This is a genomic window from Micromonospora sp. DT63 (assembly GCF_049841615.1).
In the GTDB taxonomy this organism is placed as follows: Bacteria; Actinomycetota; Actinomycetes; order Mycobacteriales; family Micromonosporaceae; genus Micromonospora.
Map to the genome: position 1 here is coordinate 62,633 of NZ_JBNCKQ010000004.1, position 22,114 is coordinate 84,746.

A 22,114-nucleotide genomic window follows, 5' to 3' on the forward strand; every position below is an offset into this window, starting at 1 on the left:
AGCCCCGAGCGGTAGAGGAGCACGCCGGTGAAGCGGCCGACAATCGCCGACGTCGCCCGTCGCGCGGGCGTGTCCAAGGGTGCCGTGTCGTACGCGCTGAACGGGCAGCCCGGGGTCTCGGCGGCCACCCGGGCACGCATTCTCGCCATCGCTACCGAGATCGGGTTCAGCCCGAGCAGCGCCGCGCGGGCGCTCTCCGCCGCCACCGCCGGCGCCGTCGGCCTGGCCCTGTGCCGGCCCGCCCGGACGCTGGGCGTCGAGCCGTTCTTCATGGCGCTGATCAGTGGCGTGGAGGCCGAACTCTCGGCCCGCTCGTACGCGCTGACCCTCCAGGTGGTGGCCGACCACGACGCCGAGATCGCGGTGTACCGGCGCTGGTGGGGCGAGCGCCGGGTGGACGGGGTGCTCGTCTGCGACCTGCGCACCGACGACCGCCGCATCGCCGCCCTGCAACAGCTCCAACTGCCGGCCGTGGTGATCGGCGGGCCCGGCGGCACCGGCGAGCTGGCCAGCCTCTGGTCCGACGACGCGGTCGCGCTGACCGAGGCGGTGGAGTACCTGGTGGCGCTCGGGCACCACCGCATCGCCCGGGTCGGCGGCCTGCCCGACCTGCGCCACACCGAGATCCGTACCGACGCCTTCGCGGCGGTGTGCCAGCGCCTCGGCCTGACCGAGGCGGTCACCGTCTTCTCCGACTACACAGGTGAGGAGGGTGGCCGGGTCACCCGCCGACTGCTCAGCTCCGCCGCGCGGCCCACGGCGGTCATCTACGACAACGACGTGATGGCCGTCGCCGGGCTCTCGGTCGCCCAGGAGATGGGCCTCACCGTGCCGGACGACCTGTCCATCGTGGCGTGGGACGACTCGCCCCTGTGCCGGCTGGTGCACCCGCCCCTGACGGCGCTGGGCCGCGACATCCCGGCGTACGGCGCGCACGCCGCCCGCCACCTGCTGGCCGTCATCGGGGGGCAACCGGCGACGCGCGTGCAGGACGAGAGCCCGCAGCTGACCCCGCGCGGCAGCACCGCACCGCCACGCGGCAAGTGAACCGGTTCAGTGCCTCAGCGGGACGCCGAGGGGAACTCCTCGAAGTACGCCTCGACCCGCTCGGCGGTGGCCGGACGGGCCAGCGCGAAGCCCTGCCCGTAGCGGCAGCCGGCCCGACGCGCCCCCTCGACCTGGGCCGGTGACTCCAACTCCTCGGCGACGATCTCCACACCCAACCGCTCGCCCACGCTGACCACCACGTCGATCAACGGCGGCTGGCCCGCCGGCTGTGCCCCCACCAGCTCGGGGCCCACCTTCAGCAGGTCGATCGGCAGGCGGCGCAGCTGCGCCAGTGACGCGTGCTCGGCCCGGAAGTCGTCGAGCGCGGTGCGGACACCCAGCGACCGGAGCCCCGCCAGCCGGGCCACCACTGTCGACAGGTCGGTGCCGATCTGCGGCTCGGCCACCTCCACCACCAACCGCTCCGGCGACACCCCGTACGCGGCCAGCACCGCGGCGGTGCGCTGCACGAAGTCGGGAATGGTCAACTCCCGCGTGGTCACGTTGATCGCCATCCACAGCTCACGGGGGCCCGCCGACCAGTCGGCCAACTGTCGGCAGGCCCGGTCCAGCACCCACCATTCGAACTCACCGACCAGATCCAGATCCTCGGCGACCGGCAGCAACTCGGCCGGAAGCACCGTGCCCAGCACCGGGCTGCGCCAGCGCAGAAGCGCCTCGGCGCCCACCGGCTGCCGGTCGGTCAGGTCGAGCACCGGCTGGTAGACCAGGTCCAGCTCCCCCCGCGCCACCGCGCCGGGCAGCTCACGTTCCAGGTCGAGCCGGCGCACCAACTGCTCCTCCAGGAACGCGTCGTACCACTCGACCCGGTCCCGGCCGAGCTGCACCGCACGCCGCCGGGCCAGCTCGGCCTGACGGAGCACGTCGGCAGGCCCCGCCCCACCGACCTCGGCCAGCCCGATGCTCGCCTGCACGCGCAGCACCGACCCGGCCGGTTGGTAGGGCGGAGTCAGCGCGGTCAGCAGCCGGGTGCCCAGCGCGTACGCCAGCACCGGCCCGGCGGGGGTGACCACCGCGAAGCCGGTGCCGGTGCAGCCGGTCACCAGGTCGTCGGGCCCGACGACCGCGCGAGCCCGCCGGACCGCCTCGGCCAGCACGTCCTCCCGCGCGACCGGGCCGAGCCCGTCCACGCCGTGCAGCTCCACCAGCAGCAGCGCGCCGGTCGGCGCGGGCACGTCGCCGATGGCGGCGAGGGCGTCCAGCAGCGCCGCCCGGTCCCCGGCCGAACCGGACCGGTGGTCGAACGTCGACCAGGCGACACCCACGTCGGGCCACGCCTCGTCGACGCCGCTCGTCGCGGCGGCACCACCGTTCATCGCGGCGGCACCACCGTCGGAAAGCCAGGCGCCGTCGACGCCGGCGGTCGCGCCCGGCTCGGACGACCACGGCGTGGCGTCGGGGCTCAGGTCGTGCGTGGACGCGCCCTCGGTCGTACCCGGCCAGGGCGGTTGCGCCGCCCGATGCTGTCGGACCGTGCGATCGGGGCGTCGGCGGTGTGCGGCGGGCCGCCCCCCGGCGCCCGCGTCGCCGCCGCGCAGCAGCTCCCGCAGGACCAGTGGTGGCACCGCCGCCAGGGCGAGCAGCACACTCGTCCGGTCCGGAGTGCGGCCGGATCCCAGGTGCAGCCCCGCCGCGAGCAGCAGCACCGACGCCGGGAGCACCACCCGTGGCCAGGTCACGGCGGGCGGCCCGGTCACCGGCTGCGCGCTGGCCGTCGCCACCGCGGACCTCGCGCCCAGCGCGGTCAGCAGCATCCCGAGCACCAGCGGCGGCACCGCGAGCAGCGCCGCCCGGCCCGTCGGCGCGGGTGGCAGGACCGTCAGCAGCGCCAGCCCGACCAGGGTGAGCAGGACGCCGCCCCGGCAGATCGCGTCGCCCGAGCGCCGAGAAGACCCGGTGAACGTGTGAAGCGCGGCCATGCCCAACACTCCGAGCGCCAGCGCCGCCACCAGTCGGGCCGGCGCCGGCAGAGTGTCGGGGGGCAGCAGCAACCAGCCGGCGAGGGTCAGACCGACAGTCGGGCCGGTCGCCTCGACCAGCCCTCGCAGCCGCGCCGCGCGCGGCGGCCGGACGGGGAGCCGACGCAGCCCGGCCACGGACAGGACCGCCACGGTCAGCGATCCGAGCAGCGCGGCAGCGCGGTGCCCGGCGTCGACCAGCGGCAACGCGGCGGCCACGCAGCCGGCCGCCACCACCGCCGCGTCGAGCAGCACAGCTGCCGTCCGCCACGAGGGGTCGGTGGACGGCGGGTCGCCGGATCGGTGGCCGGCGAGCCGGGAGAGTCGTACGCCGGCGAGCGTGGCGCCCGCGCCGCCGGACAGCGCGATCACCACCGGGGTCGGGACCAGATCGGCGGCCCCGGCGAAGACGAGCAGCGCCACGGCCGTGGACACGGCGACCTCCGGGGCCGCCCGGCGGGGGACGAGAACACGGAACGGGTACGCGAGGAGCACGGCGGTCGCCTTCGTGAGGGGGCACGGGGCGGTGCGGCGGTGCGAGGCGGCGGACGTTGCGGGTCCGCTGCCCAACAGAGGGAAACGACCGGCGACCAGATTGGTTACGCGTCGATCACCGGCGCGAAGCAGTGACCTGTGTCACTGTACGGCGTCCGGGCCCCGTGGCGCCGCCCGCCGCGACCCGCGCCGACCAGGGGTGGGATCATCGCGGGGTGAGTACGCCCGACACGGTCCGCTTCCGCTACAACCAAGCCGTCCTGGCCGCCGCCGTCATCGCCTTCGTCGGCGCCCTGCCGCTGGCCAACGCCCGGGCGTACCTGCTGCCGGTGCTGCTCGTCCCCCTCGCCGTCGGCGTGTGGGCCTGGCGGGCCGGCACCGACGCCGACGCCCGGGAACTGCGCCTGCGGGCGCTGTTCGGGCAACGTCGGATCGGCTGGGACCGGGTCGTCGAGCTGGCCACCGACGCGCGCGGGCGTGCCGTCGCCCGCCTCGACGACGGCCAGCAGGTCCTCCTACCGGCAGTCCGCGGCACCGACCTGCCCCGACTGGTCTCGGCCACCGGCCAGACGCTGCCGGACGGGGCCGCCGAAACACCCGGCCCGTGAGCCCGACCCGTGCCGCGCGGCCCGATCAGTAGCCGTCGACCACCGTGTTGATCAGCGGCTGACCGGCGGCGAACCGCCGTACCTGGTCGCCGACCAGCCGGTACGCGCGCGGCAGCAGCCCGCGCACCGAGCCCGCCACGTGCGGGGTGAGCAGCACGTTCGGCATCGTCCACAGCGGAGAGTCGGCGGGAAGCGGCTCCGGGTCGGTGACGTCCAGCGCGGCCGAGATCCGACCGGTGGCCAGTTCGGCGACGAGCGCCTCGGTACGGGCCACCGGGCCGCGCGCCGCGTTGACGAGCAGCGCCCCGTCCGGCATCGCCGCCAGGAAGTCCTCGTCGATCAGGCCACGGGTCTGGTCGGTGAGCGGCACCAGCACGACCACCACGTCGGCGTCGGGCAGCAGCCGGGGCAGCTCCGCGACGGCGTGCACGCCCTGCTCGGGCCGGGCCGTCCGGGCGACCAGGGTGAAGCTCACCTCGAACGGCGCGAGCCGGTCCCGCACCGCCGTGCCGATCGAGCCGGCCCCGATGATCAGCACCCGCTTGCCGGTCAGCTCGTCGGTCGGCGCGTTGCCGTCGTACGCCCACCGCCGCTGCGCCTGCGCGCGGGCGAAGGCTCCGAAGGCCCGCAGCTGGGCGAGGATCGCGGTGACCACCCACTCGGCCGTGGACGGGTCGTGCACCCCTCGGGCGTCGCAGAGGGTGACCCCCTCGGGCATCCGGCCGACCCAGGCGTCCGCCCCGGCGGAGAGCAGCTGCACCGCCTCCAGATCGGGGAGTTCGTGCAACAGCGCGGTCGCGTCCGACCCGCTCAGGAACGGCGGCACCCAGAAACGGACGTCGGCCGGGTCGGACGGCAACCGGTCGGCGTGTTCGGCGACCTCCACAGTCACGTCCGGGGGCAGCTCGCCGACGAGGTTCAGGCCGGCCTGATGCGGGATCCATACCTTCACGTCCGCCGACGATAGCCTCCGGCGCGACGGCCGGTGCGGGCACGGCGGTGATCCGGCGTCCCGGGGGATGGCGCGCAGCGTCGACGCGGGCGAGACTCGGCACACCGATGTTCGGTCCCGGCCCTGACGAGGTATAACCAAGGATCGGAGGGCCGGTCGGCCTCCGCCCCGGCAGACAGGTGCTCGATGACCGACGGCTCCCCCGCCAGCGCGCGACGTTCGACCGCCCCACCCCCGGCGCTCGGCGACGCGGCGCGGCTGCGCGCGCTGGCCGACACCGGTCTGGAGGCCGCACCTGACGAGGCGTTCGACAGGTTCGCCCGACTGGTCAGTGACCTGCTGGAGGTCCCGGTCGCGCTGGTCTCCCTGGTCTCCGCCGACCAACAGTTCTTCCCGGGCGCGGTGGGTCTGCCCGAGCCGTGGTCGCAGCGGCGGCAGACCCCGTTGAGCCACTCGTTCTGCCAGCACGTGGTGGACATCGAGGTGCCGATGGTGTTGCCGGACGCCCGGCTCTACCCCCGCGTACGCGACAACCTGGCCATCGACGACCTCGGCGTCGTCGCGTACGCCGGGATGCCGTTGACCGACCTCTCCGGCCGGGTGCTCGGCTCGCTGTGCGCCATCGACAACAAGCCCCGGGCGTGGACCGCCGGGCAGCTGCGGACGCTCGCCGACCTCGCCGCCGCCTGCTCGTCGGAGCTGCGACTGCGGATCGCGCTCGACGGCGCGCAGGAGGCGCGTCGGCGGGTCGTCCGGGCACACCAGCGGCTGGAGCTGCTGGCCGGTGTGAGCGAGACGCTCGCCGGCACGCTGGACGTGGGCACGTTGCTGCGCCGGCTCGCCGCCACCATGGTGCCGCTGCTCGCCGACTGGTGCCTGCTCACGCTGGTCGGGCCATCGGGACAGCCCCGGGAGGTGGTCGCGGTGCACCGTGATCCGGCCCGGGCGCCGGACGTCGACCGCTTCGCCGAACTGCTGCGTACGGGGCTGAGCCAGGATTCCATCATCCGGGCGGTGCTGCGCACCGGCCAGCCGCGGCTCGGCGGCGTGGCGTCGCTGGACGACGTGGCGCGGGGCACCACCGATCCGGAGATGTCGGCGATCGCCGAGCGGCTGGGCATCGCCTCCTACCTCAGCGTGCCGGTGCGCGCCGTCGGAGGCACCGTGCTGGGCGCGATCACGCTGGTCAACGCCGCCGACCGTCAGCAGTTCGACGACCGCGACCTGCTCACCGCCGTGGACATCGGCCGCCGGGCCGGGCAGTCCGTCGGCAACAGCTCGATGTACGGCGAGCAGCGGCACGTCGCCGAGGTGCTGCAACACAGCATGCTGCCGCGGCTGCCGGTCGTGACGGAGTTGGAGCTGGCGGCCCGCTACCAGCCGGCGGCCGACCGGGTGGAGGTGGGCGGCGACTGGTACGACGCCTTCGTGCAACCCGACGGTGACCTGATCGCGGCGATCGGGGACGTGGCGGGGCACGACATCGAGGCGGCGGCGACCATGGGCCAGCTGCGCAACCTGGTGCGTGGCAACGCGTTCGGCCGGCCGGACGCGGTCGGGGCGTTGATGAGCCACCTGGACAGCGCCATCCGGGGGCTGCGGCTGCCCATCGCGGCCACCGCGACGCTGGTGCGCATCTGTGACCCGCGCTCCGGCGTCCGTGCGGTGACCTGGTGCAACGCCGGGCACCCGCCGGCCCTGGTGGTGCGGGCCGGCGGTGCGGTGGAGGTCCTCGAAGCGACGCCGGAGCCGTTGCTGGGCCTGGCCCGGCCGACGCCGCGGACCAGCCACTCGACAAGCCTGGCCACCGGCGACACGCTGCTGCTCTACACCGACGGGCTGATCGAGCGTCGGGACCGGTCCATCGACGACGGGCTCGCCGAGCTGGTGCACCGGTTGACCGGCACCGACACCGTCCCCCTCGACGACCTGTGTGACCTGCTCCTCGCCTCGATCCAGCACCGCGAGGACGACACGGCGCTGCTGGCCGTGCGGGCCCGCTGAGCGGTCGCGGCACGAGCCGGGGCCCATCCGTCGGGCCCGGCCGGGCCGTCCGGCGGGCTACCCTGGGCCGGGTGAGAGCCCGTCTCCCGTATTCTCGCGTCCGCCGCCTCCGGGTGGTCCTCGCGGCGTCCTGCGCGGCGCTGCTGCTCGCCACGGGTTGCAGCTTCGGCGAGCCGGAGCCCGACCCGGCGGGCGAGCCGCCCAACCTGCCGACCCCGTCGGCGCCGGCGAGCGCCGGCGGCGCGGGCCAGCAGGCGGTGACAACCGTCCTGGCCAAGGGGCTGCGGGTGCCGTGGGCCATCGCGTTCCTGCCCGACGGCGGCGCGCTGGTCACCGAACGGGACAGCGGCCGGATCCTCCAGGTCGGTCCCGAGTCCGGCCCGGACGGGCTGCGGGTGCGGGTCGTGCAGACGATCAGCGACGTGGCGGCGGCGGGCGAGGGTGGCCTGCTCGGCATCGCCGTCTCCCCCGGCTACGCCCGGGACCGGACGGTCTTCGTCTACTACACCGCCGAGCAGGACAACCGGGTCGCCCGCCTGCAACTCGGCGGCCAACCCACAGCGATCCTCACCGGCATCCCGAAGGCGAACGTGCACAACGGTGGCGGGTTGGGCTTCGGCCCGGACGGGCAGCTCTACGTCAGCACGGGTGACGCGGGCGAGCGCCCCAACGCACAGGACACGAAGAGCCTCGGCGGCAAGATCCTGCGGATCACCGCCGACGGCAAGCCCGCGCCGGGCAACCCGTACCCCGGCTCCCCGGTCTGGTCGCTGGGTCACCGCAACGTGCAGGGCTTCGCCTGGGACGACGCCAAGCGGATGTACGCCGTGGAGTTCGGCCAGAACACCTGGGACGAGATCAACCAGATCACCAAGGGCGGCAACTACGGGTGGCCGGACGTCGAGGGGCGGGCCGGCGACAAGCGGTTCACCGACCCGATCACGCAGTGGGCGACGGCCGACGCGTCCTGCTCCGGGCTCGCGGCGACGGACCGGCTGCTGGTCACCGGCTGCCTGCGCGGCAAGCGACTCTGGGTGATGGAGCTGACCGACACCGGCACGCTGCTCGGGCAGCCCAGCGAGCTGCTCACCAACCGGTACGGTCGGCTGCGCGCGGTGGCCGCCGCACCGGACGGTTCGCTCTGGGTGAGCACCTCCAACCACGACGGGCGGGGTGACCCGGCGGCCGACGACGACCGCCTCCTGCGGGTGGTCTTCGCCGGCGGCGACGGCGGTCGCAGCTGACCTGCGTCACCTTCCGCGCGGGTTTGCCAAGATCTTCCGACGGGCAGGTCAGAATCTCAGCATGGACGGGCAACGCGACGAGCAGCACGACGACGCCGAGGGCCGGGGTGACCCGGTGACCGGTGGCGAGCCGTCGCGCCCGTCGCGCCGGCGGATCGGTAGGCCCGGCGGGCCGGTGCGGCGCACGGGTGTGATCCTCGCGGTGCTCGTGGTGGCCCTGGCCGGCGCCGTGCTCGGGGTGCTGGCCGGTGGGCGGGTGAACACCGACATCGGCCCGTTCCGGGCCAACCTCACCCTCTCCCCGGCCAGCGAGGGCGGGACGACGATCGACGTGCCACCGCTCGGCGCCCTGCTGCTGGACAGCCACAGCGGGCCGACCCACCTCACCGTGCGGCTGGGCGCGCTGGACCAGGGACGCACCGAGGCGCTGCTCGACGACCCGGCGAGCATCAGCCGAGCCAGCCAGAGCGCCGTGGAGGACGTCCGCTCGGGGGTGATGCGGCTGGGCCTGCGGACCCTCGCCTCGGCGGTGCTGGTCACCCTCATCCTGGCCGGGTTGATCTTCCGCGATGTGCGGCGTACCGCCTGGGCGGGCGGATTGGCGCTGCTGGTCACCGCCGGCAGCCTCGGCACGGCCGCGGCGACCCTGCGCCCCCAGGCGATCGAGGAGCCGCGCTACGAGGGCCTGCTGGTCAACGCCCCCGCCATCGTCGGCGACGCACGCCGCATCGCCAACGACTACACCAAGTACGCCGAGCAGCTGCAACGCATCGTCGGCAACGTCAGCCAGCTCTACACGACCGTGTCGGCGCTGCCGGTGCTGGAGCCGGCGCCCGGCACCACCCGGGTCCTGCACGTCTCCGACATGCACCTCAACCCGACCGGCTGGCAGCTGATCCGCACGGTGGTGGAGCAGTTCGGCATCGACGTGGTCATCGACACCGGGGACATCACCGACTGGGGCAGCGAGCCGGAGGCGTCCTTCGTCGGCTCGATCAGCCTGCTCAAGAAGCCGTACGTGTTCATCCGCGGCAACCACGACTCGGGCAAGACCGCCGCGGCGGTGGCCCGCCAGCCGAACGCGATAGTGCTGAACAACTCCACCACCACCGTCGCCGGGCTGACCATCGCCGGTATCGGCGACCCGCGCTTCACCCCGGACAAGAACACCTCACCGGCCGGCAGCGGGCTGACCCAGGAGGTGGCCGACCAGGTGATCGGCGTCGGTACGCAGCTCGCCGCGACGGTGCGCAGCTCGCCCCGGCCGGTCAACATCGCGCTGGTGCACGACCCGGCGTCCGCCGGGCCGCTCGCCGGCACCTGCCCGCTGGTGCTCGCCGGGCACACCCACGCCCGGCAGGTCTCCAAGCTGCCGCAGGCCCCCGGCCAGCAGCCCACCACCCTGTTCGTGGAGGGCTCGACCGGCGGGGCCGGGCTGCGCGGGCTGGAGGGTGAGAAGCCGACCCCGCTGTCCATGACAGTGCTCTACTTCGACCCGCAGAAGATGCTCCAGGCGTACGACGACATCACCGTCGGCGGCACCGGCCAGGCCCAGGTCAACCTGGAACGCCACATCGTGCAGGACCCGAACGCCGGCACTCCCGCGTCGGTCACCCCCACCCCGACCCGCTGAGCGCGGGCCGGGGCGGACGGGGCGCGTCAGCGGAGGGCGAGCGCGGCCAGGGCGGCGTTGACGATGCTGCCCGGCATCAGGTCGTGCAGCTCGTACAGGTCGGCCACACTGCCGGACTGGCCGAACTCGTCCACCCCGAGCGGCACCGCCGGGGCGCCGAGCGCCGACCCGAGCCAGGCCATCGCGTGCGACGCCGCGTCGTGCACGGTCACCACCGGCACCCGGTCGGCGAACGCGGACCGCAGGGCGCCCGGCACGCTGGGCACGGTCGCGGTCCGTACGCCCTGACGCAGGGTGCGCTGCCAGGCCCGGTAGAGCCGGTCGAGACTCGTCACGTCGACCACGTGCGCGGCGACGCCCTCCTCGGCCAGCTCCGCGGCGGCGGCCAGCACCTCCGGCAGCACCGCGCCGGAGGCGGCCAGCTGCACCACCGGGGCGTCGGCCAGGTGCGGGTACGCCTGGTGCGCGTCGACCAGCCGGTACGCCCCGGCGACCACCTGGCGGCGCAGCACCGCGTCGCCGAGCCGGGCCCGGGCCGCCTCGAACGGCGCCTGGTCCAGTGGGCGGGTGCTCAGCCGGAAGTAGTACGCCCCGTCCTCGGTCGGCGCTGCCGTCGCGGCCGGGGTCACCCCGCCGGCGATCTGTCCGAGCGCGTCGCAGAGCAGCCAGTCGAGGCTGCCCGCGTACGCCGGTTCGAGGAACGTCACCCCGGGCAGTTCCAGGCCGACGGAGGCGGTGATGGTGGACTGGTGTGCGCCGCCCTCGGGGGCGAGGGTGATGCCCGACGGGGTGCCGGCCACCACGAACCGGGAACCGGAGTACGTGCCGTAGAGGAACGCGTCCAGGCCGCGCAGCACGAACGGGTCGTAGACGGTGCCGACCGGCAGCAGCGGCTGCCCCGACAGGTCCCACGACAGGCCGAGCTGACCCAGCAGCAGGAACAGGTTCATCTCCGAGATGCCCAACTCGATGTGCTGCCCGGACGGGCTCTCGGTCCAGCGCAGCATCCGGTCCTCGGTCCAGGAACGCTGCTCGGTGGGGGCGAACACCCCGGTCTTGTTGATGAACCCGGCAAGATTGGTGGAGGTGGCCACGTCCGGGGCGGTGGTCACCAGGTAGCGGCCGACCTCCCGGTCCCGCGCCAGGTCCACCAGCACCCGACCGAAGACCTCCTGCGTGGAGATCGGCTTGTTGGCGCGTACTCCCGTGCTCTCTGGAACGGTGACCCCCAGCGCGCGCTCGCGCGGCGCGCGGGACAGCGCCTCGCGGCGGGCGCCGGCCTGGATGCCGGCCGGTGACGCCGGGTCGAGGCGGTCCCACTCGGTCTCGGCGGTCAGGCCCTGCGCGGCCCGCAGCGCGTCGACCTGCTCGGTGCTGAGCAGCGCCGAGTGGTTGCGCGGATTGCCGGCGATGGGCAACCCCCAACCCTTCACGGTGTACGCGAAGACGACGCTGGGCCGGCCGGTGACCGCGTCGCACTGGGCGTACGCGTCGAGCATCGCGGACAGGTCGTGCCCACCCAGGTCGGTGACGAGCGGGCGCAGCTCCTCGTCGTCGATGCCCGCCACGAACGCGCCCACCTCGGCCGGCGCACCGTCCAGGAACTGCTTGCGCAGGGCCGGGCCGGTCAACCCGAACAGCGACTGGTACTGCTCGTTGGGCATCGCGTCGATCCAGTCGCGCAGCGCCCCGCCACCCGGCCGGGCGTACGCCTCGGCGAGCCGGCGGCCGTACTTGACCTCCACGACGTGCCAGCCGGCCGCCTCGAACTGACCCCGCCACTGCTTGATCCGGATGCCGGGCACCACCCGGTCCAGCGACTGCCTGTTGAAGTCGACGAGCCACATCACGTTGCCCAGCCCGGTGGTGGCCGGATCGGCGACGGCCTCCCAGATGTTGCCCTCGTCCAGCTCGGCGTCGCCGATCAGCGCCACGAACCGGGAGTGCGGCCGGGCGCCGAAGTGCGCGTCGACGTACCGGCGGGTGGCGGCGGCGAACAGCGGCGCCGCCGCGCCCAGGCCCACCGAGCCGGTGGAGAAGTCGACCTCGTCGGGGTCCTTGGTGCGCGACGGGTACGACTGGAGGCCGCCCCGGGCCCGCAGCCGGGGCAGGTACGAGCGGTCCAGGTTGCCCAGCAGGTACTGGATCGCGTGGAACACCGGCGAGGCGTGCGGCTTGACGGCGACACGGTCCTCGGCGTCCAGGTGCGCGAACCACAGCGCGGTCATCGCCGTGACGAGGGACGCGCTGGACGCCTGGTGGCCGCCGACCTTCACGCCGTCGCCGGTGGCCCGATCGTGGTTGGCGGCGTCCACGATCCGGGTGGCGAGCCAGAGCACCCGCCGCTGGATCTCGTCGAGGACATCGAGGTCGTGCTGGTTCACGGTGGCTCCATCCGGGCGTCGCCGTTGACGCCCACACGAGGGGTGGCGGGGTGCACGACGAACACCGCCGGCGCTCACTGCGCCAGCGGTGTTCGTCCCTGCGGATCAGCCCTGGACGCCGAGGCGCTCCAGGATCAACTCACGGACGGTCTTCGCGTCGGCCTGACCACGGGTGGTCTTCATGACCGCGCCGACGAGAGCGCCGGCCGCCGCGACCTTGCCGCTACGGATCTTGTCGGCGATGCCGGGGTTCGCGGCGATCGCCTCGTCCACGGCGGCGGTGAGCGCGCCGGTGTCCGACACGACCTCCAAGCCACGGCTGGTCATGATCTCGGTAGGCGAGCCCTCACCGTCGACCACGCCCTCCAGCACCGTACGGGCCATCTTGTCGTTGAGCTTTCCCGCGTCGACCAGACCCTGCAACTCGGCGACCTGAGCGGGGGTGGCACCGATGTCGGCCAGCTCCACGCCGCTCTCGTTGGCCCGCCGGGACAGCTCGCCCAGCCACCACTTGCGGGCCGCCGCCGGGGTGGTGCCAGCGGCCACGGTGGCCTCGATCAGCTCGACCGCGCCGGCGTTGAGCACCGACTGCATGTCCAGGTCGGACAGGCCCCACTGCTCCTGGAGCCGACGCCGGTGCACCCGGGGCAGCTCCGGCAGGGCGGCCTTCAGCTCGGCGACCCAGGCCGGGTCCGGTGCGACAGGCACCAGGTCCGGCTCCGGGAAGTACCGGTAGTCGGTGGCCGTCTCCTTCGAGCGCCCCGGCGTGGTGTCGCCGGTGTCCTCGTGGAAGTGCCGGGTCTCCTGGGTGATCCGGCCGCCCGCGTCCAGCACCGACGCCTGCCGCAGCATCTCCGAACGGACCGCCCGCTCCACCGACCGCAGCGAGTTCACGTTCTTGGTCTCGGTGCGGGTGCCCCACTCCTGGCCCGGCAGGTTGAGCGAGGTGTTCACGTCACAGCGCAGCGAACCCTCCTCCATCCGCACGTCCGAGACGCCGAGCGTACGGATCACGTCGCGCAGCTCGGTGACGTACGCCTTGGCCACCTCGGGGGCGAGCGCACCGATGCCCGTCACCGGCTTCGTGACGATCTCGACCAGCGGGATGCCGGCCCGGTTGTAGTCGACGAGCGACTCGGTCGCACCGTGGATGCGGCCGGTCGCGCCACCGACGTGCAGCGTCTTGCCGGTGTCCTCCTCCAGGTGCACCCGCTCGATCTCGATGCGTACCGTCTCGCCGTTCACCTCGACGTCCAGGTAGCCGTCGACGCAGATCGGCTCGTCGTACTGGCTGATCTGGAAGTTCTTCGGCATGTCCGGGTAGAAGTAGTTCTTGCGGGCGAACCGGCACCACTCGGCGATCGAGCAGTTCAACGCCAGGCCGATCCGGATGATCGCCTCGATGGCCGCCTTGTTGGCCACCGGCAGCGACCCCGGCAGACCCAGGCACACCGGGCAGACCCGGGTGTTCGGCTCGCCACCGAAATCCGTCGGGCAGCCGCACCACATCTTGGTGTTCGTGCCCAACTCGACGTGGGTCTCCAGGCCGATCACCGGTTCGTAGCGCGCGACGACCTCGTCGTACGCGGGAAGCGTCGTCGTCATCTGGGCTCCTGCCTCACAGTGCCGGTGGGGTGAACGTGCCGACCGCGGACTCCAGCGCGGCGGCGACCCGGTACATCCGGTCGTCGGCCATCGTCGGGGCCATCACCTGCAGGCCGACGGGCAGCCCCTCGGAGAGGCCGCAGGGCACCGAGATGCCCGGCCCGCCGTACAGGTTGGTCGGGATGGTGAACAGGTCGGCCAGGTACATCTGGTACGGGTCGGCGGTGCGGGCGCCGATCGGGAAGGCCGTGAACGGGGTGGTCGGCGAGATCAACGCGTCGACCCGCTCGAACGCGGCGGTGAAGTCCCTGGTGATCAGCGTACGGACCTTCTGCGCCTGCCCGTAGTACGCGTCGTAGTAGCCCGACGACAACGCGTACGTGCCGACCATGATGCGGCGCTTGACCTCGGGACCGAAACCGGCCTCCCGGGTCAGCGACATGACCTCCTCCAGCGACCGGTTGCCGTCGTCGCCGACCCGCAGGCCGAACCGGACGCCGTCGAACCGGGCCAGGTTGGAGGAGCACTCGCTCGGGGCGATCAGGTAGTACGCCGGCAGCGCGTACGCGAACGTCGGGCAGGAGACCTCGACGACCTCGGCGCCCATCTTGGTCAGCGCGTCCACCGACTCGCGGAACGCCGCCATCACGCCCGGCTCGGCGCCCTCGCCGATGAATTCGCTGACGATGCCGAGCCGCACACCGGTCAGGTCGCCGGTCGCGCCCAGCTTCGCCGCCGCCACCACGTCCGGCACCGGCTGCGGGATGGAGGTCGAGTCACGCGGGTCGTGCCCGGCGATCACCTGGTGCAGCAGGGCCGCGTCGAGCACGTTGCGGGCGCACGGGCCGGGGGTGTCCAGCGACGACGAGAACGCGACCAGCCCGTAGCGGGAGGTGCCGCCGTAGGTGGGCTTCGCGCCGACGGTGCCGGTGACCGCGCCGGGCTGGCGGATCGAGCCGCCGGTGTCCGAGCCGATCGCCAGCGGTGCCTCGTACGCGGCCAGCGCGGCAGCGCTGCCACCGCCCGAGCCGCCCGGGATCCGGCTCAGGTCCCACGGGTTGTGCGTCGGGCCGTACGCCGAGTACTCCGTGGAGGAGCCCATGGCGAACTCGTCCATGTTCGTCTTGCCGAGCATCACCGTGCCGGCCTCGCGCAGCCGCTGGACGATCGTCGCGTCGTACGGCGGGCGCCAGCCCTCCAGGATCTTCGACCCCACGGTGGTCGGCACGCCACGGGTGGCGAGCACGTCCTTCACCGCGACCGGCACTCCGGCCAGGGGGCCCAGCACCTCGCCGGCGGCGCGGCGCTCGTCCACGTCGCGGGCCGCGGCGAGCGCGCCGTCGGTGTCGACGTGCAGGAAGGCGTGCACCTGCTCGTCGACTGCGGCGATCCGGTCCAGGTGCGCCCGGGTCACCTCGACGGCGGAGGTCTCGCCGCCGGCGACCAGCGCGGCGATCTCCGTCGCGGTCATTCTGGTCAGGTCGCTCATGCCGTCCCTCCGCTTCGCTCCGCGACGCCAGTCGCCCGTGCACGTCCGCTCATGAGGCCACGTCCTCGGTCAGGATGCGCGGGACGCGGAACCGCTGGTCCTCGACGTCCGGCGCACCCGACAGCGCCTCCTGCGGAGTCAGGCACGGCGTGACGACGTCCTCGCGGAAGATGTTGGTCAGCGGCACCGAGTGCGAGGTCGGCGGGATGTCCGCGGCGGCGACCTCGCCGACCTGGGCGACCGCCTGGAGGATCACGTCGAGCTGGCCGGCGAAGGTGTCCAGCTCCTCCTCGGTGACGGCGAGCCGCGACAGGCGTGCCAGGTGCGCGACCTCCTCGCGGGAGATGGCGGCCATCCGTGCCCCCTTCTGATGTCCTGCTGGTCGGGCGGTGTGCCGGCGCGCGACGCGTGCGGCGTGACGCGCGGTGACCGGAGCGAGTCTATTGTTCCGCCCCCTCCGCCGGCTGCTCGGGTGGGTCAGCGGGTCGACCGGCGGCCGGCCTCCGGCTCGGGGCCACCCGTCGGGCGGACCGGCCGGTAGCGGGCCAGCCAGGTGACCAGCTCCTCGGCTGGCATCGGCCGGGCGTAGAACCAGCCCTGGGCGGCGTCGCAGCCGGCGGCGTACAACATCCGCCAGGTCCGCTCGTCCTCCACGCCCTCGGCGACCACCCGCAGGCCCAGCGCGCCCGCCAACTCGATCATCGACCGGACGATCGCCGCGTCGTCGGCGTCGTCGGCCATGCCAAGCACGAACGACCGGTCCACCTTCACCTCGGACAGCGGAAGCCGGCGCAGATGTTGCAGGGACGAGTAGCCGGTGCCGAAGTCGTCCAGCGCGATGGCCACCCCGATGCGGTGCAGCCGGGAGATGGTGGCCAACACCCGGCGCGGATCCGCCATCAGGGCACCCTCGGTGATTTCCAGTTGCAGCCGCTCGGCCGGCACCCCGTAGCTGGCCAGCCGGTCGGCGATCTGGTCGGCGATCTCGCCGGTGTGCAGATCCCGCACGCTGACGTTCAGCGCCGCACGCAACCCGATGCCGGCCGCCGACCACTTGGCGAGCTGCTCCACCACGTCGTCCACCACTCGCCGGGTGAGCAGCCGCATCACCGCGCTCTGCTCGGCGACCCGGATCAGCTCCTCCGGGTCGACCATGCCCCGGCGCGGGTGCCGCCAGCGCAGCAGGGCCTCGACGCCGACGACCTCGCCGGTCGCGATGGCGATCTGCGGTTGGTAGTACATGGTGATCTCACCGGCGTCGTCGACCGGCTCGCCGCCGTCGCGCACCCACCCGGTCGACTCGGTCGCCTGCACCTCGGGAGCCGACCCGCCGTCGCGCCCCCGACGGTCCCGGCCCGGCGGTGGCACCGCGCCGCCGTTGGGCGACCGCCGCCCCTGGCCACCGGCGTGCCGATCCCGGAACGGGCCGGAACGGGTGCCGGGGATCGTCGCGCGGCTGTTGCGGCCCCGGATCGGGTCGGCGGCGGTGGCGATCCGGTTGATCAGCTCGTCGTCGTGCAGCAGCTCGGCGCCGGACCGTCGCCGGCGGCCCCACCAGCGCACGCCCGCCGGCGACGCCGGGCCGAGCACCGGCGCACCGCCCGGATGCGGCGCGGCCTTGGCCGCCGCCGGGGTGGGCAGCGCCGCACCGTCACCGCCGCGCACCTCGGCCTCCACGGCGAGGGGTACGTCTGCCGTCCGCTCGGGCTCACCCGGCTCGGGTGCCGACGGGCCGGATTCCAGTACCCGGCGGAGGTCGGCGAGCAGACCGAGCCGCTCGGCCGAGTTGTGGTCCGACTCCGGGGCGTACACGGCGACCGTGTCGTTGCGGTGCTTCGCGTCGTACATCGCCACGTCGGCGTGCCGCATCAGCGTGGCGAAGTCCTCGCCGTGCTCCGGGAAGAGGGCGATCCCGATGGAGCCGCCGACGTCCAACGGCAACCCGTCCAACGGCACCGGCTCGGCCAGCGCCCCGACCACCCGGTCGGCCATCTCACGCGCCTGGCTGGCGTCGGTCAGCCCGGTCATCACGATGGCGAACTCGTCCCCACCCAGCCGGGCGATCATCTGCGGCCGAGGCTCCACGTCGGTGAGCCGGGCGCTGACCTCGACCAGCAGCCGGTCGCCCACCGCGTGCCCGAGCGCGTCGTTGACGTTCTTGAAGCGGTCCAGGTCGATGAGCAGCAGCGCCAGGTGCCCGCCGGGCTCGCCGCGGGCGGTCCGCTCGGCGTGCAGGTGCACCTGCTCGGCCACTTCGGCCAGCAACGCCTTGCGGTTGGGCAGGCCGGTCAGCGGGTCGGCGGCGGCGAGGTGCTGCTGCTCGACGGTCAGCCGGGCCATCCGGTACACGGCGAAGAGCGGCACCAGGACCAGCGGGATCAGCGCCGCGCTGAGACGGGCGGCCGCGACCAGCACCGGGGCGAGCAGCAGCAGCGAGCCGGTGGAGAGCAGTTCGAAACCGACGCCCTGACGGACGGTGGGCCACCAGCGGCCGCCGAAGCGCAGTCGTACCGCCCAGCTCACCAGGCCGTAGTTCACGACGAACCAGGCCAACGTCGCCCCTCCGACGGCTGCCACGTCGGTGCCGTGCAGGCGACCGCCGTCGAAGACGGTGCCCGGCCCGAGGTGGATGACGCCGTACGCGGCGGCGAGGGCGCAGGCGTACTGGCCGACGTTGAACGCGGTCCGCCACGCGGCGTGGCGCATCCGCCAACCAGAGACGATCACCCCCACGGCCTGCACCGCCACCGCCGGGCCGAGCCCCCAACCGAGCAGGATCGCGAAGGTGAAACAGGTGGACGGGAAGACCGCCGAGGTCTGCCGTCGCCCCGGCGGGACGAACGGGCGCGCGTCGCAGACCACCGCGAGGGCGGCCATCGTCCAGAACGCCACAGGTAGGTGGGGCAGCTCGTCGGGGAGCGTCGTCAGTGGACCCGTGGCGGTCACCGCCGCGACCACCAGGATGCCGACGACGAAGGCGGTGAACGGCGTCACCCGCCCAGGTGGGACGGAGTTGCGCGGGTCGGCGACCTCCATCACACCTCCCGAGGAACTGTCGACGTGCCGATGAGCACGCCGTGAACCAATGAAACGCCCTCGGCCCCGGGTTTCCCGGTATGACAGTCACGAATCGGTCGTAGTCGTAATTAAGTTGGTATACGCGACGGGCCGCCGCGTCGGCAGGTCGCCGCGGTCAGCCCTCCACCCGGGCGACCTCCCGAGCGGCGTCCGGACCGTCGTCCAACAGCACCCGGAACCCGTCCTCGTCGAGCACCGGCACCTTGAGGCTGGCCGCCTTGTCGGCCTTGGAACCCGGGTTGTCCCCCACGACGACGAAACTCGTCTTCTTGGAGACCGACCCGCTGACCTTGCCGCCCCTGGTCTGCACGGCCTCGGCGGCCTGGTCGCGCGAGAAGCCCGCGAGGGTGCCCGTCACCACGACCGTCAACCCTTCGAGCGGGCGCGGGCCCTCGTCCACGGCCTCCTCGGCCATCCGTACGCCCGCCTCGGCCCACTTGCGGACCACCTCGCGGTGCCAGTCCACGGCGAACCACTCCCGGATGCTGGCCGCGATGGTCGGCCCGACCCCGTCGACCGAGGACAGTTCCTCCTCGCTGGCGGCGTCGATGGCCTCCATCGAGCGGAAGTGCCGGGCCAACGCCTGGGCGGCGGTGGGGCCGACGTGCCGGATGGAGAGCGCCACCAGCACCCGCCACAGGTCGCGTTCCCGGGCGACGGCCAGATTGTCGAGCAGCTTGACCGCGTTGCTGCCGAGGCTGCCGTCCTTGTTGACGAAGAACGGTGACCGGGACAGCTGGTCGGCGTCGAGCTGGAAGAGGTCACCCTCGTCGGCGATGATCTCCGCGTCCAGCAGCGCCGCCGCGCCCTTGTAGCCCAGAACCTCGATGTCGAACGCGCCACGACCGGCGAGGTGGAACACCCGCTCGCGGAGCTGGGCCGGGCAACTGCGGGTGTTCGGGCACCGGATGTCGACGTCGCCCTCCTTGGACGGCGCGAGCGGGGTGCCGCAGGCCGGGCAGGTGGTCGGCATGACGAACGGGCGGGCGTCGGCGGGCCGCAGATCGACCACCGGGCCGAGCACCTCGGGAATCACGTCGCCGGCCTTGCGCAGCACCACTGTGTCGCCGATCAGCACACCCTTGCGCTCGACCTCGCGGGCGTTGTGCAGGGTGGCGAGCGCGACGGTGGAACCGGCCACCCGCACCGGTTCGAGGACGGCGAACGGGGTGACCCGACCCGTGCGCCCCACGTTGACGTCGATGTCGAGCAGCTTGGTGGTCACCTCCTCCGGCGGGTACTTGAAGGCGATCGCCCAGCGGGGTGCACGGCTGGTCGAGCCCAGGCGACCCTGGATGGAGACCGGGTCGACCTTGACCACCACACCGTCGATCTCATGCTCGACGTCGTGCCGGTGCTCGGCGTAGTAGGCGATGTACTCCGCCACGCCGGACAGATCCGGGACCACCCGCCACCTGTCACTCGTCGGCAGCCCCCACGCCTTCAGCGCCGCGTACGACTCCGACTGCGCGGTGGGCTGGAACCCTCGGCGGGCGCCGATGCCGTGCACGACGAGACGCAACGGTCGGGAGGCGGTCACCCGGGGGTCCTTCTGCCGCAGACTGCCGGCGGCGGCGTTACGCGGGTTGGCGAACGGCGCCCGCCCCTGCTCGACCAGGCTCGCGTTGAGGTCGGCGAACCCGGCCACCGGGAAGTAGATCTCGCCCCGGACCTCCAGCAGCTCGGGCACCGTCGGGAACTCGGCGGACGGCGCGAGCTGGCTGGGCACGTCCCGAATGCTGCGCACATTGGCGGTGACGTCCTCGCCGGTGCGGCCGTCGCCACGGGTGGCCGCCCGGACCAGTCGACCGGCCTCGTAGGTCAGGTTGATCGCCAGACCGTCGACCTTCAACTCGCAGAGGTAGGGAACCGGCCCGCCCGCGTCCCGCTCGACCCGCTCGGCCCAGGCCGCCAACTCCTCGTCGGCGAAGGCGTTGTCGAGCGAGAGCATCCGCTCGGCGTGCGTGACCGGCGTGAAGTCGGTGGAGAACGTGCCGCCCACCCGCTGGGTCGGCGAATCCGGCGTCCGCAGCGCCGGGAACTCCTCCTCCAACGCCTCCAGCTCACGCAACTGCTTGTCGAACTCGGCATCGGTGACGATCGGCGAGTCCAGCACGTAGTAGCGGTACTGATGCTCGGTCAGCTCACGGCTCAGCGTGGCGTGCCGCTCCCGCGCCTGCGGCGTCGGCTCCGCGCCGGCCGCCGCCTCCTGAGCCGGGCTGACCTGTTGACCGATCTGCTCCTCGGACACCCCGCCACCTTCGGACACGCCTGCGACCTCCCTGATCACGCTACTAAGGCACGGTATCGGTCCGGGGTGACAATCCGACGCCCACCTGCGCCACCGGTACCACCCCGCGCGGCCCGGCGACGCCCAACCCGGCGACGCCCCGCCCAACCCGGCCACGCCCCCGGGGCGCGGCGACGCCCCACCCGTCGCCGAACGGCGATCGACGCCGGCCTGCGCCGGCCGTTGATCGACTCCAGGTCGCCGACCTGGGGGTGTCCGAGCGCCCTGATGCCCCCACCTCGGCGATGTGGAGTGGATCACGGGCGGCGCAGGCCGTCGGCCCGCAGTCGAGAGGGCCCGGCCGGCCGGCGCGGGCGGGAGGCCAGCAGTCGGGAGGGCCCGGCCGGGCGCGGGCGGGAGGCCCGCGGGCGGGAGTGTCCCGGCGGCGCGTGCGGCGGTGCCGGCGACGGGAGGGGTTCGGGCGGTGCGAGCAGTGGGGAGGGTCCGGGCAGTGCGGGCGGTCGGCCCGTAGGCGCGAAGGTCCGGGCGGCGCGGCCGTCGGCGGGAGGATTCGGCCGGTGTGCGCGGTCGGCCCGCGGGCGGGAAGGGGTCCGGGCGGCGCGGGCGGCGGTGTCGTCGACGGGCGGCAGGGGCGGTGACGTGCGAGGATCGCCGAACGAAGCGGCCGGCGTGCCGCCCTGACGCGGAGGTGGCGATGACCCGGGCGTTGCTCTGGGCGGCGGCGATCCTGCTGGCGGTGGCCGCCGGCTGGGCGTGGAACAGTTGGCGGCACCGGGCAAACAGCCGACGCTCGGCCGGCCGACCTGGCCGCGGCGCCCCGACCCGCACGGGTGGTCGTCGTCCCGCGCCGCCGAGGCCACGCGGCACCGATCGGCCGTCCACCACGCCGCGCTCCCGCGACACCGATCGGGCGGCCGGCACTCCGGCGGCCGGCGAGATCTGGTGGGCCGACGTGCCGTACGTCGACGGCAGCGGCTCGAAGGTGCGGCCCTGCCTGGTGCTGCGTGCCGACTCCCGGGGCGCCGATGTTCTGAAGATCACCAGTCAGGACAAGAGCGACCGGGACGACCACGTCCGGATTCCCACCCGGGACTGGGATCCCGGCGCCGAGCACGACAGCTACCTGAGTCTGACCGAGCCGATCCGGATCGGCTCGGCCGACTTCGCCGACCGCGCCGGCCGTTGTGACGCCGACCTGTGGCGCAAGGTCCGCAGCCTGCGCCACCTACCCACCAGCTGACACCGGGCCACGGGCCACCGGCCACCCCGGCCGCAGGCCACCCCGGCCCCGCACCCATGATCGACTCGGATTCCAGGAACCCGGGGTGTCCGCCCGCCAGCAACA

The 22,114-nt window shown here is 73.7% G+C and carries 14 protein-coding genes; 6 read left to right on the forward strand and 8 right to left on the reverse strand.

From position 1 onward, the window contains the following. The first annotated feature begins 27 nt into the window (after positions 1-27). The gene (locus tag ACLQ27_RS16090) at positions 28-1,047 is read left to right on the forward strand and encodes a LacI family DNA-binding transcriptional regulator (RefSeq protein ID WP_425867399.1); all 1,020 of its coding nucleotides are present in this window, start codon (positions 28-30) and stop codon (positions 1,045-1,047) included. A gap of 14 nt (positions 1,048-1,061) precedes the next feature. Here the strand turns inward: ACLQ27_RS16090 and ACLQ27_RS16095 are convergent, their stop codons facing one another. Then, a complete protein-coding gene (locus ACLQ27_RS16095; RefSeq protein WP_425867401.1) occupies positions 1,062-3,521 on the reverse strand; it encodes an EAL domain-containing protein in 2,460 nt (819 codons plus the stop codon). Between the two features lie 215 nt (positions 3,522-3,736). On the opposite strand from ACLQ27_RS16095, the gene ACLQ27_RS16100 reads away from it, so the two are divergent. Then, positions 3,737-4,129: a PH domain-containing protein gene (locus ACLQ27_RS16100; RefSeq protein ID WP_425867403.1), complete on the forward strand. Its 393-nt coding sequence runs from the start codon at positions 3,737-3,739 to the stop codon at positions 4,127-4,129. Between the two features lie 25 nt (positions 4,130-4,154). Here ACLQ27_RS16100 and ACLQ27_RS16105 read toward each other — a convergent pair whose 3' ends face one another. After that, on the reverse strand, positions 4,155-5,081 hold the full coding sequence (locus tag ACLQ27_RS16105; protein ID WP_357494170.1) for a 2-hydroxyacid dehydrogenase: 927 nt from the start codon (positions 5,079-5,081) through the stop codon (positions 4,155-4,157). Positions 5,082-5,267: 186 nt separating this feature from the next. On the opposite strand from ACLQ27_RS16105, the gene ACLQ27_RS16110 reads away from it, so the two are divergent. The 3 genes from ACLQ27_RS16110 (at position 5,268) to ACLQ27_RS16120 (ending at position 9,962) form a co-directional block, all read left to right on the forward strand. Further along, complete coding sequence (locus ACLQ27_RS16110; protein WP_357494168.1) at positions 5,268-7,085, forward strand: SpoIIE family protein phosphatase; 1,818 nt, start codon at positions 5,268-5,270, stop codon at positions 7,083-7,085. 71 nt (positions 7,086-7,156) lie between these two features. Further along, positions 7,157-8,329 (forward strand): PQQ-dependent sugar dehydrogenase, encoded by a 1,173-nt coding sequence (locus ACLQ27_RS16115; protein WP_357494166.1) that lies wholly within the window; start codon positions 7,157-7,159, stop codon positions 8,327-8,329. Between the two features lie 61 nt (positions 8,330-8,390). Then, complete coding sequence (locus ACLQ27_RS16120; RefSeq protein ID WP_234581315.1) at positions 8,391-9,962, forward strand: metallophosphoesterase; 1,572 nt, start codon at positions 8,391-8,393, stop codon at positions 9,960-9,962. 26 nt (positions 9,963-9,988) lie between these two features. Here ACLQ27_RS16120 and ACLQ27_RS16125 read toward each other — a convergent pair whose 3' ends face one another. The 6 genes from ACLQ27_RS16125 to ligA form a co-directional block, all read right to left on the reverse strand. Further along, positions 9,989-12,346 (reverse strand): transketolase-like TK C-terminal-containing protein, encoded by a 2,358-nt coding sequence (locus ACLQ27_RS16125; RefSeq protein WP_425867406.1) that lies wholly within the window; start codon positions 12,344-12,346, stop codon positions 9,989-9,991. Between the two features lie 105 nt (positions 12,347-12,451). Continuing rightward, on the reverse strand, positions 12,452-13,951 hold the full coding sequence (gene gatB, locus ACLQ27_RS16130) for an Asp-tRNA(Asn)/Glu-tRNA(Gln) amidotransferase subunit GatB (RefSeq protein ID WP_425867408.1): 1,500 nt from the start codon (positions 13,949-13,951) through the stop codon (positions 12,452-12,454). Between the two features lie 13 nt (positions 13,952-13,964). Continuing rightward, complete coding sequence (gene gatA, locus ACLQ27_RS16135) at positions 13,965-15,440, reverse strand: Asp-tRNA(Asn)/Glu-tRNA(Gln) amidotransferase subunit GatA (protein ID WP_425867410.1); 1,476 nt, start codon at positions 15,438-15,440, stop codon at positions 13,965-13,967. Between the two features lie 49 nt (positions 15,441-15,489). Beyond that, on the reverse strand, positions 15,490-15,795 hold the full coding sequence (gatC, locus tag ACLQ27_RS16140) for an Asp-tRNA(Asn)/Glu-tRNA(Gln) amidotransferase subunit GatC (protein ID WP_210906830.1): 306 nt from the start codon (positions 15,793-15,795) through the stop codon (positions 15,490-15,492). Positions 15,796-15,917: 122 nt separating this feature from the next. After that, entirely contained in the window at positions 15,918-18,476 is a 2,559-nt protein-coding gene (locus ACLQ27_RS16145; RefSeq protein ID WP_425867412.1) for a putative bifunctional diguanylate cyclase/phosphodiesterase, read from the reverse strand. 157 nt (positions 18,477-18,633) lie between these two features. Then, the gene (ligA, locus tag ACLQ27_RS16150) at positions 18,634-20,769 is read right to left on the reverse strand and encodes an NAD-dependent DNA ligase LigA (RefSeq protein ID WP_357494157.1); all 2,136 of its coding nucleotides are present in this window, start codon (positions 20,767-20,769) and stop codon (positions 18,634-18,636) included. 694 nt (positions 20,770-21,463) lie between these two features. On the opposite strand from ligA, the gene ACLQ27_RS16155 reads away from it, so the two are divergent. Continuing rightward, positions 21,464-22,009: a type II toxin-antitoxin system PemK/MazF family toxin gene (locus ACLQ27_RS16155; RefSeq protein ID WP_357494155.1), complete on the forward strand. Its 546-nt coding sequence runs from the start codon at positions 21,464-21,466 to the stop codon at positions 22,007-22,009. Positions 22,010-22,114 lie beyond the last annotated feature (105 nt).